This is a genomic window from Sphingomonas qomolangmaensis (assembly GCF_024496245.1).
GTDB classification, from domain to species: Bacteria; Pseudomonadota; Alphaproteobacteria; order Sphingomonadales; family Sphingomonadaceae; genus Sphingomonas; species Sphingomonas qomolangmaensis.
In genome coordinates, this window is the sequence record NZ_CP101740.1 from 3234836 (window position 1) to 3249712 (window position 14877).

Genomic DNA, 14877 nt, shown 5'->3' on the forward strand with positions numbered 1-14877 from the left:
GAGGAATCTGTATGCTACGCCATCCAGTTCTCACATAGTCAATGAAATCATGATCCCGAGGGGTCTTGGTCGATGTTGCGAAGCATAGCTCCGACCCGGAGGGGGGCGAAGTTAGGTGCCAGTTCTGCGACCGGGCGGGTCCGAATTCAGGAGCGACTTTTCAGACCCAGCGTTAGCGCGGCTCGATGAGAAGAGTTTGTCAAGATACGCCTCGGCCAGTCGGTAATGAGCCTGCACCGCACTTGGGTCGGTAGCTCGCTCGGCCATTTTCGTTTCAACCTCGGCGCGATGCTGGAAATAGGTACGATCATCAGGATCCATGGTTGCTCCTGTAAAATCCATTTTGGGAAATCCAGTTAAGCCGGTCGTAACCAACTACATAAGTGGCTCGCGGTTGCTGTATCCTGGGTATTGCGGTGGTCCTTCTTGTCTTTCTTCACAATAACAAGGCCCATGTCCAGGGAGACGGTATGTACTTTGTCTGACTGTGAAGGGGAGTCATAGTTAGACCAAAGACGGTATATCTAATTACAAAACGTTTCTTCACATCGGAGATGTCGGATAATTCGGCCTTTCTGACACTATTATATCCTGCCCCGATGCCAATCCCCGACGGCATCGGGGCTTTTTGTTTAATTCAGCTCCGTACGACTACCAATATATTAACCTTAGGAAGTGGGCTCGACATATTAACACAGTTGTTGCGGCTCTGGCAGGATTTGGCGGGCTCCTTTTACTCTCTCGGAGAGCAGCGAGGCGCAGAGCAACACAAAGCCGTGGCCGCTGCGCTCGGCATTACGATCTGTCGGATTCGGCAAACTTCATTGGACAATAGAGGCGCGCGAAAGCCCCAAGGGCATCCCACGTGACCCCCGTCTTTCATCCAGCGGCAACCAGAGACCGACCGTTGTTGTCGCGTAGGGGCGCGGGTGAAGCAACGGCCGGGTTTAAACCCGGCCGTTGCTTCTCGAGTTCGGCGGCGAAGGCCGCCGGTGTGGCGTAGCCGGGCGAGGAATGCGGCCTCTCGGTGTTGTAATCGCTGACCCAGCGCGCGAGGATCGCGCGCGCCTGGCGGACCGTGAAGAACAGCGTCTCGTTGAGCAGCTCGTCGCCCATGCGACCGTTGAAGCTTTCGACGAACCCGTTCTGCGTTGGCTTCCCCGGCGCGATGTAGTGCCACTCGACGCCTGCATCGCCCGACCACGCCAGCACCGCGTTAGACGTGAGCTCGGTACCGTTGTCGCTGACAATCATCCTGGGGGCACCGCGCTCGGTGATCAGGTCGGCGAGCTCGCGTACCACCCGCTTGCCCGAGATCGACGTGTCGAGCGCCGCCCGTAAGCACTCTCGCGTTACATCATCGACGATGTTGAGGATACGGAACCGCCGCCCCGTGGCCATCTGATCATGGGCGAAGTCCAGGCTGCAGCGCTGGTTTGGTAGCGCCAGCACCGGGGCCGGCGCCCGCGCGCCAACGGCGCGCTTTCTTCCCTCCCGGCGACGCACCGCCAGATCTTCCATCGTCGTGATCCCGGATTACTCCGGATCCACACAGCAGACACAAAATGAGACTGTTTCTGTGTCTCTTTTGCTGAATTCCACTGGATCAACCCGGACGGTTGCCAGCGATCGTCGATGAAATTCCGCTTTGAAACCAGCCGCTTGCTGAACGTCGCTGGACGTTCCTGAACGGAACGAAAAGCGAAAATATGGTGCCAGAAGAGAACCCGATAAATACACGTATCGATTTGAGAAGATTTCTCTAACTAAAATCGCTTCTATATTAATGACCACAAATACAGCCTATGCTTCAGGCTGCAATGCGGTTCGGGTTCTCATCCTCTGGCTTTAAGCTAATCTTATCCAACGGCGATATCATACTAGATTGCGGCTGTTGTGTCCACAGGGATGCGTACGGACTTGCCAGCACATACTGTCTGGAGGCCGAAGATAATGCTTGTCGGACTGCCGGTCATTGTCTGGCGCAAGCGAGGGCAATCGTTGCGAAACGGGGCTGTCACCCTTCATACACGAAGTCTATCGCAGAACCTTGCCCAACCCGGTCGTGCTCGGTGGTCGACAGGTTGCGCCTTTCTCAGGCGGGGCCCAGTCAACCTAAGACGTTCCATGGCTGAGGTAACCGATCTTGACCGGGGAGGGGGGCTGGTCGCTACCTTATTGCCGGAGGCCATCCATCGGAGGTGCTCAAGCAAGCGCACCACAGAATCGCTTCCACACGAGCCTGGCCCAACCTGCCCTGAGGTGGGGCGCGCGCAGACGGACTTTTTGCCCGACGGTAGAGTTTTGCCACCATTCTGCATCGTGGTCGCCGCCTGTAATCGGGGTGAAGGCTGATGAATGGGATAGATTCCGGTTGAATGGCGTTCACTATTCGTTCTATTTCAGCAGCTGCCGCCGGGCGTGGCGATTCGACACTGATGGAGATTTGAGCATGGAGCATGACCTCCAGCTACGTGCGGCTGCGCGCGCGATCTATGATGCCTGCTATCTAAGCGAAGAATGGCCGCCGGTGGGCTTCGAGGAAGCTGAACGCTTTCGAACAGTTCATTACCGTCAAGCCGTCGGCGCGGCGCAGCAGGCCCGCGTCGTCCTGGCAGCAGGTGGTGTACAGCCGAGCCTGTTTTCGTAGCAGGCGTATGCCTAAGCTATGGAAGCAGTCGAGAAGTGAAGCGGATGGTGCATTGCTAACCGGTCAAGCTCGAGACGTACCCATCTGACCAAAGGCTGGTGCACGCTCAGGCGGCCGCTGGCCCAATAAAATATCTTTCACGCCAGCCCCGTATTTGGCGCTGTGCCGCGTCAACCCTTCAACGCCGGAGCAACCGGCGAAGGGAGGGAAGAATGACGATCTCGAGGAAGGCGCTATGCGCCGCACTGCTTGCCGCTGCCGCATCCCCCGCTGGCCTGCTCATCCTGCCAGCGCGCGCTCAGCAGGCACCTTTTGCGTTCGACCTGCCGGCACAGGAGCTTGCCATGACGTTACGCACGCTCGCCCGCAAAGGCGGCCGCGAGATCCTGTTCGCGGACGAGGACGTGCGCGGCAGGCGGTCTCGTGCAGTCCGGGGCAGCTTCACGGTCGAGCAGGCTGTGCGTCTCGCCATCGATGGTGGCGCCTTGATCGTAGAGGAACAGGCTGGAGCGCTGGTCGTCCGGGGGCGTCCTCAAGTAGCTGAGGACATCACCGCGGACACGGCGATAACGGTGACCGGCACGCGCATTCGTGGGGCCACTGGGCCGTCGCCAGTCATCGTGTTGACGCGCCGTACTTTGGAGGAGCAAGGTTTACCGGACCTGGCCAGCATTTCCCGGACCCTCCCGCAAAACTACACGGGAGGGCAAAACCCCGGGGTCGCGGGTGGCGGCGAACAGGGCGGATACAATAACGTCAACAACGCGACTACACTCAACCTGAGAGGGTTGGGTTCGGACGCAACGTTGACGCTCATCAATGGTCACCGCCTCCCATACGACGCAGTCAACCAGGGCGTCGACATCTCGATCATCCCGCTCGCGGCGCTCGATCGCATTGAAGTGATCACCGACGGGGCATCGGCGCTTTATGGCTCGGACGCGGTCGGCGGTGTCGCCAACATCATCCTGCGCCGCGATTATGAGGGTCTGCAGGCTAGCGCCCGGGTCGGCGCTTCGACCGAAGGCGGCAACGTCCAGCAGCAATATTCCGGCGTAGGTGGCGCGCGTTGGGCAGACGGCGGCTTCATGGCCGCCCTCGACTATAGCAAGGCAACGCCGATCTACGCCGAGGACCGGCGCTATACGCGCCGGCTCAATGCCGCGCAGATGCTGACCACAGGAAGCCGTCAGGTCAGCGGGGTGCTGACGGGTCACCAGGAATTGGCAAGTTGGGCCTCGTTCGAGTTCGACGCGCAGGTCGCCGACCGCCGTTCACGCAAGACGAACGCCTTCTCGTTGACCGAGCCGGTGACCTTCTACGGTCAGGTCGGCCTGCCCGTCGTACGCTCCTGGGCAGTGACGCCGTCGCTTCACCTCCGGCCCGGCGCCGGCTGGGAAGCGACGCTCGAGATGACCGACGGCGTGAGTTCCACCGTCGCTAATTCGCGCCGCTACACCAATGGAAACCTGCTCGTCGGGCGTTCGGCCTATGACAATCACCTCACCAACTTCGAAGCGAGCGCCGAGGGGCCGCTCGTGCATCTGCCCGGCGGCGACGTGCGCCTCGCGCTGGGTGGCGGCTATCGCCGCTTCCAACTCGACTTCGATGTCCGCACCACGAGCGCCGGCGTCACGCGGGTGACGCGCGATGCCGTCGAGCACCGCCAGAGCTTGTTCGGCTATGGCGAACTGTCGGTGCCGCTGGTGGGCGAGGACAATCGCCTGCCGCTGGTCGAGGCACTCCGGCTGAGTGCCGCTGGCCGCTATGAGAGCTACAAGGGCATCGACGCAGTCGCGACGCCGAAGCTCGGGCTGGTCTATGCACCGCACCAGGACATCACTCTCAGGTATAGCTGGGGGCGCTCGTTCAAGATCCCGACGCTTCAACAGGTCAACCAAGTGCGGGAGGTCATCCTCTTCCCGGGCTATTTCTTCGCGCCGCAGCCAACGCCGCCGCTTGCCCCCGGGGAGACCGTGATGCTGATCGGGGGTGGCAATCCCGATCTTCGCGCCGAGCGTGCGGCCAGCACAACCTTGTCGGTCGAGTTGAAGCCTCGCTTCCTCGAAGGCCTCAGGGTCGAGGTGAGCTGGTACGAAATCGACTACCGCGGACGCATCGCCTCGCCCGTCAGCGACCTGCTGTCAGCCCTGACCAACCCGGCGGCGACGGACTTCGTCCTCTTCTCACCCAGTCCTGGCCAACTCGAGGCAACGATCGCGGGGGCGCCGATGGGGCTCTCCAATCAAAGTGGCCAACCCTATGATCCCGCACAGGTTGCGGTGGTGATCGACGCGAGCCTGCGTAACACAGCGCTAGAGCATATCCGCGGCGTCGACTTTGCCATCGACTATGGTACCCAACTCGGTGAGGATAGCCGGCTCACCATCGCCGGATCGGCCACGTATCTTGATGCCGAGCGGCAATCGGCCGCCAACCTGCCCTATGAAGGCCGCTCGGGGCTGATCTTCACGCCGCCGAAGTTCCGCGCGCGCGGCTCGGTGAACTGGGAAACGGCGGCGGTGCAGCTCTCGGCGTCGCTCAACTATCTCGACGACACGCTCGACGACCGCTTTACCGAGACCGAGCGGATCGGTTCGTTTACGACGCTGGACCTGAGCGGCTCTTTCCAAACCGACAAGGGGAAAGGGCTTCTTCGAGATCTCGAGTTGCGCCTCAGCGTGCAGAACCTGCTCGATGAGCAGCCCGATCTGATCCGCACCTCAGACCCGACCTCCGTTCCCTTCGACTCGACCAACCAGTCGGCGATCGGCAGGTTCGTCAGCTTCTCCGTGACGAAGCAATGGTGAGCGCCAGCCCTGCAGCGCTAGCCGCAGTGCTGTGGTTTGCGATTCCTGGCATCGCGGCAGCGGCCGCCGCTCCCGCCTGCGCCGATGTCGTGCCAGCGGCTACCGAGGCCTCTGCACCAAAACGGGCGCTGGTCCCAGAAGACTTGGTCCGGCTACGCGACATCGGGCCAGTCGATCCAATGCAGCAATATGCCGGGCTGTTCTCACTGTCGCCCGACGGCTCGCACGCGGCCTTCCAAGTGCGGCGCGGCGATCCGGCCGCCAATGATTATTGCCTGGCGATGGTAGTGGCGGACCTTCGGCAGAACGGGAAGGTGGTGGCGGTGGACCGCGGTGGCGATTTCATCCGCTTTCGCTTCGATTTTCGCGGCAAGGCGAGCTTCCCGAGCGGCTTCGCTGACACGATCACGCCGCGCTGGTCCCCCGATGGGCGATGGATCGTCTATCGCCGTCGGGACAAGGGCGTGGTGCAACTAGGGCGGGCGCAGGCGGATGGCAGCGGCAGCGAAGTGATCACCAAAAGCGTTGACGATATCGACGATTTCCGCGTCACCTCGGACGGGCACGGCATCGTCTATGCGACGAAGCCGGGTCTGCGTGAGGCCCTGGCCGCGATCGACAAGGAGGGCCTATCCGGATTTCACTATGACGGTCGCTTCTCGCCCCTCTCCAGCAATCGGCCGTTCGCCCCCGCCCCTGTCCCGATAAAGTTCTGGCTCCTCGAGCTAGCGAGCGGCCAGACGCGCGAGGCAACGCCGGCAGAAGCCGCGTTGCTCGACAACAGGCCGGCGCAAGAGGGCGACCGGATCGCAGCAGCCGGCCCCGAGGGAGCGGTCGCCAGGGTTCAGCTTCCGGAAAACAGCCTCGACGCCTCGCGCGGCCGGCTGGTGGTCGAGACCGGCCAGCGCACATTTGCGTGCAGCGCGGTCGAATGCGCCGAGGCAAGCTATCCCTGGTGGGTGGGGCGCAGGGTGCGATTCCTTCGACGCGAAGGCTGGAGGAAGGGCGAGACCGCGATCTACGAGTGGAAGCCGGGCAGCGCTCGCGCCCGCCGGCTCTATCTGACACAAGACCTGTTGATAGGCTGTGTGCCGGTGGGACACGCGCTCACATGCCTACGTGAGGGCGCGCTGCAGCCGCGCAGGCTCGAGCGGCTGGACCCGGTGAGCGGCCGACGCGATATCGTTTTCGACCCAAATCCCGAGTTTGCGAACCTGACCTTGGGCCGCGTCGAGCGCCTGCGTTCGCGCAACAGCTTCGGCCTCGCATCCTTCGCCGATCTCGTCCTGCCGGTCGGGTATCAGCCCGGCAAGCGCTACCCGCTGGTGGTGGTGCAATATGTGTCGCGCGGGTTCCTGCGCGGCGGGACTGGCGACGACTATCCGATCCAGGCCTTCGCCAATCGCGGCTTTGCGGTGCTGAGCGTGGACAAGCCCGATGCGGTCGGCATGAAGGCAGCGCCCGATTACGTCGAAGGTGACCGGATCAACCTTAAGGACTTCGCAGATCGCCGCAGCGTGCTGGAGGCGGTCGAGGATGCGGTTCGTGCCGTGATCGCGCGTGGCATCGCAGACCCCGCCCGCATCGGCATCACCGGCTTGAGCGACGGCTCGTCTACCGTTCAGTTCGCGTTGCTGCACAGCAAGCTGTTTTCCGCCTTCGCGTCGAGCAGCTGTTGCTGGGACACGAGCATGCCGATCCGCGTCGGGCCGGGTGCGGCGAAGCTGTTCTATCACATGGGCTATCCGAGAGTGACCGATGACAGCGAGACTGCCCGCGCCTTCTGGCGCCAGATCGCCATCACTCCCAATGCTCATAACATTCGGGCTCCGATTCTAGTGCAGGTTGCGGACGACGAATATTGGGGCGCGCTCCAGAGCTTCACGGCGCTTCGGGATCTCGATCGGCCGATCGACATGTTCGTCTTCCCGGACGAGCATCACGTCAAATGGCAGCCGGCGCACCGGTTGGCTACCTACCACCGCGCGATCGACTGGTTCGACTTCTGGTTGAACGGGATCGAGGCACGCGGTCGTGACGAGGAAATCGCGCGCTGGCAGGCCATGCGGGAGGCGCAGCCCGTACTACCGAAGCCCGACACAGTAGAACCCGCTGCGCCCTAGCTCGTACTAATCGAGCAGACGACGGGAGGGGCACCAACGAACCTGCCCGCTCGTCTCAATCCTCGTGTAGCCCAGGAGACAGGCCTTGGCCGAGTTCGCTTTCGGCAAAACCCATCGTCGACCCGCGGGCGCAGTGCTGGCCGCTCCGAGCACAAATATATTCCAATCTTGGCGATGCATGCAGCTTCTGCTTGCTGGTAAGCGATGGGGAGCTTTTGCCTACTGTTGGCCGATTTTCGCAGGGTCGGGTTCGCTCAGAAGCTGCCGCTCATGGCGAGATTAGCGCTGCCCAAAAATAGCCATCCGTTCATCGGGGCGAAGAGGTCCACTACGCTCCTCGGCGCGTCCAGCCCAAAAGAAGCGCGTCAGGTTGCTGGCGCTGCGCGCGCATCACATTGGCAGTCAGCCCGTTGTCCTGTCGGCTACCGGAGAACGGCTGGGTAATCTTGTCGTGCCGCTCAATCCAACCCGCCGCGGGCTGATCCGGGCGACGACCGCCGCCAAAGCGGCGCGCGTCGATTTACGCTATCTCGGTCCGGATGACCTTTGGATCACCTGATAATGGCGGCCTTTTCCCAGGCGCGAAGCGGTCAGCCCTGAAGAGGCGCAGCGAGCCAGCCGCAAGCGTGTCGACTTTGGTTGGTATTGAGTTCAGTTCGCTTTAGGTGCGTGCAACGCGCGATACTGCGCGCTGGCTCGCGAAATCGGTGGCGCTTGCCCTACCGGACGGGCCGACGCCGCCAGTCGCCTGATATCTCCCAGAAGCAGCTCGCGAGCGGCGAATAATGTGCCGTCGGATGCAACCCATTCCTGATCGAGCGACATGGGCTTTGGCAAAGTCACCGCTCTTGAAAGCGCCGAATGCTGCAGCATTGCCAAGAGCTGCTCGCCGTCAATGAGTTCGAGGGAGAGTTGAGATCGACTCAGGTTCGGATTGTTGGGCACGCATTTCGCCGGCCGAGTGAAGCGGCTCGCCGTCGTGACGAACGTGCCGCGGTCCTGACCTTCGAGTAGCAATGCGCCAACGAAATTGCGCACATCTTTGATTCCTTCGGGATCGCCCGTGAGCCGTCGTTTGACTTGCACCGCGCGAGTGATGGCGCCGTTCTTTGTGACCACGAATAAGTCGATGCCCCCATCCGCAGCAGTCGCGTTTGCCGACATGCGAATGACATCGCCGCCTTCGCGCTCGCGAAGGATCGAGGCGACCAGATCCTCGGCCTGCTGAGCCGAAATATCGACGCGTTGCTCCCAGTAGCGCGCGAGGTGGGCACGCAGCTCCTCAACGGTGAGGCTGTCGCTGGCGAGGTCGATCCGATTGAGCGCAGCATGGTGCAGTTCCCACCACTGCGCCCAATCGCGCTGGAGGATCGCCTGATCGGTATTGGAGTCAAGGACCAGGCCGCGCGTAAATTGATCAAGGTGCCACCAGCCGCAGTTGGCGCACATATGCAGCCCCAGAACGCTGGCATGATCTTCTTCGTGCTCGAGATCGACAAAGCGACCGTCGCAGATAGGGCACTCATTCAGCTCAATCGAACGAGGGAAGGTGACCACGCCGGCATCAGAATCGACGTGGTCATAGCTGTCGAAGGTCGAGTAGGACGGGTGTTTGGCCATGGTAAGGGCTTTTTAGCTGTAGCCAGCGCATTGCGCCACGCCACGTTCTTCGAAAAACCGCTTACGCCATCGAAGACCCACGAGTCGGCCGGGCCGCTCACCAACACAAATAGGCATCTGAAGCCCGTGTCCGGCCACCTGCACGAACGGCAGCTTAGCCCGCCCGCCCAAAAGCGGACGGGCGGTTTTTCCCACCCAACCCGGACATTCGCAGGCCACGCAAATCGGCGTGAAATCAGGGTTTGACTCCTATACCGCGCAGGAAAGCCCGTTGTATCCAAGCGAGGAAGAACGCGCCCATGCGGGGGAGCGGGTGCAGAAGCACCCGCTCGCTCATTTCAATCGTCGTAGAGACCGGGGTGCCACATCAGGCCTGTTTCGCCGTCTGAGAACCCCATCGTCGATCCGCGGGTGTCAGTGCTGGCTACCCCAAGTTCGATCGTATTGGTGTCTTCGATACGCATTGCTCTTCTCCTATGGTGGTCGTTTATCCAGCTGCGCCCGAATATACGGCGGGTCCGCCGCCGGACGGATACGAAGGCCGGGCACCCAGCCAAGCCTCGACATTCGCCAGTTCGAGCAGGCGCACATTCTCCTCTCCCGAGGTCGGACGTCCCGGCCGGAGAGTATCCTCGATCGCGCCCGGATCGAGAATTCGGTGCTGGGCAAGCTGGCCGTCCAGCAGCCGCGCGCGTAGTTCCTCGCACTTGCGCTGGACGATCTCGCCACAGAAGGGGTCGGGTGTGCCCTTGACCTTGCGATCGACGATGGCGGCCGGAAGCCTCCCGGCAAAGGCCGCGCGGGCGATGGCGCGATCGCGGCCGCCCTCTCGCCATTGCCAACTAGGGATCGCGAGGCAGGCCTCGACGACGGGTTGTGACAGCAGGGGGTTGATCAAGGGCGCCATGCGGCTGCGATCCGCCTCCAGCGTGAGTTGGGCGCGTACTAATGCTGCAATATGCGCTGCCTTGCCCGGAAGCGCCCATGGTGGCGGCGCAAGCCAAGGATGGGAGAAGGCCATGCCGCGCAACGAGGCGACCAACTCCGGATGCAGGAAGCTCGGGTTCGGCTTCCAGCGATAGCCTGGAGGCTGACGCGCGATGCGTACCGCGGCGCGCGTGACGCGCAAAGGCCCGGCACCGGTCTGACGGCAGATGTCGCGCAGCGTCGCGAAGGCACCGGCGGCAGGCCCCTCTTGCAGCGCGCGATCGGCAAGCGCGGCGGCGGACTGCGAATAGCCGAAGACATTGTCCCCGCCATTGCCGGTGAAGAAGGCATCGGCATTGACCCGCACGGCCACCTCTCGGTGCGCCGCCTCGTAGGGCTGGGCTTCCACTCGGCCGGAGGGACGCGGCAGGTGCGATCCCAGCGCGCGTCCTAAGTCGACGGCGTCAAGATCGTAGCGGCATTCGGTCAGCGGCAAGCCTACCGACTCGCAGACCATTTGCGCGAAGCCGCGCTCGTCGCCGGCGGGATCATCGGTGAACAAGGTCAGGCAGGTTGCCTCGCGCCTAGATTGCGCCAGGCACGCAGCGACGATCGAGGAGTCGAGCCCCCCAGATAGGCTGACGAGCGGCCGCCGGTAGGGCGACGACCAGGCTGCGACGCATTGCTCGATAGTGCGCCGTAGCAGGACGGCGCCCGCGGCGCAGTCGCCGCCGCCTGGTTCGACGAAGTCCCAGGGAGACCAGCCCGTGATCGTCCGCTCGGAGCGGGCGTCCACCGCTATTACTTCACCGGCACGTAGCTCGGTAACACCCGCGAGCGCGGTCTCGCTCGTGGGCAGGCCTGCACAATAGAGGATCCGGCCGAGCGCATCCCAGGCAACTTGCCCGGTCTCGCTGCCCGCAGCCGCCAGCAATGCGAGATCCGAAGCGAACAGCTTTGTGCCGTCTCGCTCGGCACGGTAACAGGGAAGCGCCGCCGATGGGTCGCGGAGAAGCTCGATGCACTCGCCGCGGGCGCGCACGCTCACATAGCCACCCCAATAGGATTGAAGCAGCGCGGGAGTCCCGTCGCGCGAAAGGGCGGCGCGCTTGGCGTCGCTCAAGACCGTGATCGCACGGGGCGGCCCATGACGGTGGAATAGGGTCCCGACCACCGCAGCATGCTCGTCAATGTCAAGACAGCTACAGGCCTCGTTCGCCAGGACAGCAAGTGTTGGCGCGCACCGAGCAAGGCGCAATCCGGTGCAGTCGGCGATGCGCTTCGCCTCCGCCAGCAGACCAGGCTGCCGCGCGACTAGGATGAGATATTGCGGCCTCACCGGACCACCAGGATGGGCGTATAGAGTCGCACCTGCTCGAGGTCGCCGACGACGACTGCGTGGCCCGCCTGAACCCAGCTATGCGCGGCGAACGGGTGAAGGCGCACGCCGAAGATCAGTGCCACGTCCTGCCTGCGTTTACGGCACAGCCGCCGAGCGGCGATGGCGCGGGGGAGGCATTGGTCGGCAGCGCGCAGGACGATCGCGCTCGTCGCGAAGGCGCCGGCAATCCTCCGAAGCATCCCCTCGTCATGTATCGTGACGGGAAGATCGGACGCGGCCGCGACATGGTTGGTCATGAGGCTGACGAGGGAATGGCGCCGAAGTCGCCTTCGCGCACGCAGATGACCGGTGATCGCGCCAAGCGTATCGCGAAGTGACTGGCTACGGGTGCCGCTCGCCAGGTCGCGGGTTGCGATCGGATGCTCGGTAGCCATCGGGAGGGACCCGGAGCCAGCTTTGGCGACTCCGGCCGTGATCAGGGCGTCGCCGCTCAAGGCGTCGATCGTCTCTCCTGAAGCCCAACGCTGGAAAAGCCCGTCCAACCCGTCCGGCAGGCAGAAATAGCGATCTTGTGGCAAGTCGAGAAAGACAGCCTGGCGTGCACAAATGCACCAAGACAGGCCTGCGCGCAGGGTAAGGGACATGGCGGAGCCTCCAGGGAAAAGGCGCGTGCCGGTGAAGGCACGCGCCACGTCCGATCAGTCGTCGCTGAGGCCGGCGTTGGGCTGGAGCCCAACCTCGGTGTCGGCGAAGCCGATCGAGCTTCCCTTGGTATCGGCGCTCACGACGCCGAGTTCGATCGTGTTTTCATGTTCGTACTTCATGGCATTCCTCCATTTGAGAGAAACGTCATGGCCATGACAGGTGCGAATGTAGCAAAGGCGTGGATTATGAGAACGTTATAATCCATTTATAATTCGAATGTTTTGCTCGAACCGCGCAAGATACGCTTTGGCAACATAGTTGTTCGACTATGCTGACGGCCGGGTGGCCACTACTATGTCCAGGCCTCGTGGCTAAAGGTGGTGGCGCATGCTCCAAGGCGTGCTTTTCCCGCCCGGCTCGACCACCGTGGTGCGACAAGCAATTGCAACGCGGCGTAGGGCGTTGGCGACTTGCCGCGTCTTTCCGCTGGCTGTCGGCCGCCGCACTCCCCGCCATTTCCCGTGACCGCTGCGAGCCTCGGCTGCTACCTGTCCTGGACTGCCGCGAGCACGATCTTGTCTGCAGCATCCACTTCTACGCGCCGGCCGAACAGCGCGCCGAGCCGCCGCGCGAGCACCGCCGTATCGTCGATGCGGAAGCGTCCGGAGACGCGCTCGGAGGCAAGGGTCGGGTCGGCTAGCTGGATGGGACGCGCGGCACCGCGGTTGGCCAGCGCGATAAGCTCGGCAACGGGCACCCCCTCGAAGTCGCGGACAACGTTGGTCGCAGTGGGCACCGGCGCATTTGCGGTAGTGCCGGGGGCGGGGGCAAGCGCCGCGAACGATACACCCTGGCCAGCGGAGAGCGTGCGTATTACTGGACGCGCGGTTGCCGCCCGGCGCGGCAGGGCGACGTCGACAGCGCCTTGCACGAGATTTACGTCGACCTTGCCCGACCGGCTTAGCGCGACCTCGAAGACCGTGCCGCGCGCGGTGACGCTGCCGCCCCCGGCATAGACCACGAAGGGACGGGGCGCGTGCGCCACCTCGAAGCGCGCCTGCCCCTGCAGCAGCCGGAACGTTCGCTGCAGGCTGCCGATATCAACGTCGAGGAGCGTCCGGTTGCCGAGGCGCACCGTCGAGCCGTCTGCGAGCCGTACCACGCGCGCCTCAGCGCCGATCGAGGAGATCGTGCGACGATCGGTGGCTCCTGCCGCAATTTCGCGCTGCCCCGGGGCCGGTCCCGAGGGATGCAACGCTATCCATCCGCCGACGCCAAGCACCAGCGCGACCGAGGCCGCCATTGCCGCGACCGACCTCCTATCCCGCGGCGTACTGGTCGGCGAGGGCGACGGCGCGGGAACGGAATCAGCAGGTTCAGCTATGAGCTTGCCCATGGCGAATATCTCGGCGGTGCGGTTGTAGGCAACGCGGTGCGCGGGGCCTTCCGCCAGCCAAGCTTCGAACCTCGCGCGGCTCTCTTCGGCATCGGGGCTGCGCATGTGCGCGAACCAGTGCGCTGCCTCGCGGGCAAGTCCCTCGCCTCGGTCTTCCTCTTGCCCCTCGGCGATGGTCATTGCCCCAGGTCCTTGCCGATCCGCACCAGCGCCTCGCCGACATGCCATTCGACGGTGCGGATGCTGATGCCGAGTTGAGTCGCGATCTCCTTGTAGCCGATGCCATCCACCCGGTGCAGCACGAACACCTGCCGTGTCCGCGGCGGCAGCGCTTCGACGGCGATGCGATAGCGTTCGCGCATCTGCGCCAACTCGATGGCGTCCTCCTGGGTTGCGCGGGTCGAAGGTTCGTTCATTTCGTCGATCGGAACGTGCGGTATGCGGTTCGACACGCGGCGCGACCGGTCGATCAGCAGGTTGCGTACAATCCGGTTCAGGAACGCTTCTGGCTGGCGCAGCCCGTCGCGAGCGCCCGAGCCAAGCAGCCGGGCAAAGGCATCCTGAACCAAGTCGTTGGCTTCCTCCCTCGATCGTACGCGCGCATCCAGCCAGCGCCGCAGGCGGGGTGCCTGCTCGCGGTACAGGACATCGAAGCGTGCCTGGTCGCTGCCGCCCCCTCCGGGCGACTGGCCAAGTTCGTCATCGGGCCGCCGCATGCGCGTTACCGCGGGCGGCTGCCGCCGCGCGGAGCGCGGGCAGGGGAAAGCAATCGCACGAGAGCCTGTCTCGTGCCGGGCGGTGCCTCGGAGATTACCGCCGACCGAAATGGCCGGAAGCGTTTGATGCCTGGCGGTCTGTCCGCAGCGGGCTGCCGGCTCGAAACCGCGCTGCGGCTCGAGTCTGCGTCACTTCACTGGCATGCGCAACACCTGCATTGCCCGGCTCACCCGCTCCCAGCTGGCCAGGGCCTGAGCTCCGCTTGTCGGGCGCGCCGCGGCGTCCCGCAACCCGGCCATGCCGGGTGCTCCGCTGCGCTCCGCCCTGCGGTGCAGGCCTCCGCTCCAGCGCGCCCGCTGGGCGTAGCCGCCGGTCCCCGGGCCGGCTGAAGGGAGCGATGATATGAGCGAAGTTGATGCCAGGCTGGTTGCACGCATGCGAGACGGGGTGGCAGCGCTGCCCGAGCCCGAACAGCAGGTGTTCCGGCTTCACGCCATCGACGGACTGGACTACGCAGCGGTGGCCGCCCGGCTCGCCATCAGCGTGTTCGAGGTCGAGCGGCTGCTCGCTAATGCCCTCGTCCTGCTGGCCCGCCACCTTCCAAGCGGTAGTGCTGATGACGGACCGCTCTGAAATGGCTTGATCGG

Annotated in this window: 13 protein-coding genes and 1 pseudogene; 5 read left to right on the top strand and 9 right to left on the bottom strand. The window is 63.7% G+C overall.

What is annotated here, in order from left to right; genetic code table 11:
• Positions 1-111 precede the first annotated feature (111 nt).
• Complete coding sequence (locus NMP03_RS15285; RefSeq protein ID WP_256506345.1) at positions 112-321, bottom strand: hypothetical protein; 210 nt, start codon at positions 319-321, stop codon at positions 112-114.
• Positions 322-879: 558 nt separating this feature from the next.
• Positions 880-1518: pseudogene (locus tag NMP03_RS15290) on the bottom strand (integrase core domain-containing protein); the annotation flags it as partial.
• Positions 1519-2452: 934 nt separating this feature from the next.
• On the opposite strand from NMP03_RS15290, the gene NMP03_RS15295 reads away from it, so the two are divergent.
• The 4 genes from NMP03_RS15295 (at position 2453) to NMP03_RS15310 (ending at position 8142) form a co-directional block, all read left to right on the top strand.
• A complete protein-coding gene (locus tag NMP03_RS15295; RefSeq protein WP_256506346.1) occupies positions 2453-2650 on the top strand; it encodes a hypothetical protein in 198 nt (65 codons plus the stop codon).
• 212 nt (positions 2651-2862) lie between these two features.
• A complete protein-coding gene (locus tag NMP03_RS15300; RefSeq protein WP_256506347.1) occupies positions 2863-5460 on the top strand; it encodes a TonB-dependent receptor in 2598 nt (865 codons plus the stop codon).
• Positions 5461-5639: 179 nt separating this feature from the next.
• Positions 5640-7583, top strand: a complete 1944-nt coding sequence (locus tag NMP03_RS15305; protein WP_256506349.1) for an Atxe2 family lasso peptide isopeptidase — start codon at positions 5640-5642, stop codon at positions 7581-7583.
• Positions 7584-7953: 370 nt separating this feature from the next.
• Positions 7954-8142 carry a hypothetical protein gene (locus NMP03_RS15310; RefSeq protein ID WP_256506351.1) on the top strand — a complete coding sequence of 63 codons (189 nt, stop codon included), beginning with the start codon at positions 7954-7956 and terminating at the stop codon, positions 8140-8142.
• Positions 8143-8234: 92 nt separating this feature from the next.
• Here NMP03_RS15310 and NMP03_RS15315 read toward each other — a convergent pair whose 3' ends face one another.
• From NMP03_RS15315 to NMP03_RS15345, 7 genes are all read right to left on the bottom strand, one after another.
• Positions 8235-9203, bottom strand: a complete 969-nt coding sequence (locus tag NMP03_RS15315; RefSeq protein WP_256506353.1) for a restriction endonuclease — start codon at positions 9201-9203, stop codon at positions 8235-8237.
• A 338-nt stretch (positions 9204-9541) separates the two neighbouring features.
• Complete coding sequence (locus tag NMP03_RS15320; protein WP_256506354.1) at positions 9542-9667, bottom strand: hypothetical protein; 126 nt, start codon at positions 9665-9667, stop codon at positions 9542-9544.
• Between the two features lie 23 nt (positions 9668-9690).
• The gene (locus NMP03_RS15325) at positions 9691-11253 is read right to left on the bottom strand and encodes an asparagine synthase-related protein (protein ID WP_256506355.1); all 1563 of its coding nucleotides are present in this window, start codon (positions 11251-11253) and stop codon (positions 9691-9693) included.
• A gap of 212 nt (positions 11254-11465) precedes the next feature.
• Entirely contained in the window at positions 11466-12116 is a 651-nt protein-coding gene (locus tag NMP03_RS15330) for a lasso peptide biosynthesis B2 protein (RefSeq protein WP_256506356.1), read from the bottom strand.
• 54 nt (positions 12117-12170) lie between these two features.
• A complete protein-coding gene (locus NMP03_RS15335) occupies positions 12171-12296 on the bottom strand; it encodes a hypothetical protein (RefSeq protein WP_256506357.1) in 126 nt (41 codons plus the stop codon).
• Positions 12297-12661: 365 nt separating this feature from the next.
• A complete protein-coding gene (locus tag NMP03_RS15340) occupies positions 12662-13693 on the bottom strand; it encodes a FecR family protein (RefSeq protein WP_256506358.1) in 1032 nt (343 codons plus the stop codon).
• Entirely contained in the window at positions 13690-14229 is a 540-nt protein-coding gene (locus tag NMP03_RS15345) for an RNA polymerase sigma factor (protein WP_256506359.1), read from the bottom strand. Before NMP03_RS15345 ends, NMP03_RS15340 begins: the two co-directional genes overlap by 4 nt.
• A gap of 403 nt (positions 14230-14632) precedes the next feature.
• On the opposite strand from NMP03_RS15345, the gene NMP03_RS15350 reads away from it, so the two are divergent.
• On the top strand, positions 14633-14863 hold the full coding sequence (locus NMP03_RS15350; RefSeq protein ID WP_256506360.1) for a sigma factor-like helix-turn-helix DNA-binding protein: 231 nt from the start codon (positions 14633-14635) through the stop codon (positions 14861-14863).
• The last annotated feature ends 14 nt before the right edge of the window (positions 14864-14877 follow it).

What these genes read in the sequence shown, in the direction of transcription:
- NMP03_RS15285 (WP_256506345.1), bottom strand. Translation starts at nt 321, where the DNA reads ATGGATCCTGATGATCGTACCTATTTCCAGCATCGCGCCGAGGTTGAA.
- NMP03_RS15295 (WP_256506346.1), top strand. Translation starts at nt 2,453, where the DNA reads ATGGAGCATGACCTCCAGCTACGTGCGGCTGCGCGCGCGATCTATGAT.
- NMP03_RS15300 (WP_256506347.1), top strand. Translation starts at nt 2,863, where the DNA reads ATGACGATCTCGAGGAAGGCGCTATGCGCCGCACTGCTTGCCGCTGCC.
- NMP03_RS15305 (WP_256506349.1), top strand. Translation starts at nt 5,640, where the DNA reads ATGCAGCAATATGCCGGGCTGTTCTCACTGTCGCCCGACGGCTCGCAC.
- NMP03_RS15315 (WP_256506353.1), bottom strand. Translation starts at nt 9,203, where the DNA reads ATGGCCAAACACCCGTCCTACTCGACCTTCGACAGCTATGACCACGTC.
- NMP03_RS15320 (WP_256506354.1), bottom strand. Translation starts at nt 9,667, where the DNA reads ATGCGTATCGAAGACACCAATACGATCGAACTTGGGGTAGCCAGCACT.
- NMP03_RS15330 (WP_256506356.1), bottom strand. Translation starts at nt 12,116, where the DNA reads ATGTCCCTTACCCTGCGCGCAGGCCTGTCTTGGTGCATTTGTGCACGC.
- NMP03_RS15335 (WP_256506357.1), bottom strand. Translation starts at nt 12,296, where the DNA reads ATGAAGTACGAACATGAAAACACGATCGAACTCGGCGTCGTGAGCGCC.
- NMP03_RS15340 (WP_256506358.1), bottom strand. Translation starts at nt 13,693, where the DNA reads ATGACCATCGCCGAGGGGCAAGAGGAAGACCGAGGCGAGGGACTTGCC.
- NMP03_RS15345 (WP_256506359.1), bottom strand. Translation starts at nt 14,229, where the DNA reads ATGCGGCGGCCCGATGACGAACTTGGCCAGTCGCCCGGAGGGGGCGGC.
- NMP03_RS15350 (WP_256506360.1), top strand. Translation starts at nt 14,633, where the DNA reads ATGAGCGAAGTTGATGCCAGGCTGGTTGCACGCATGCGAGACGGGGTG.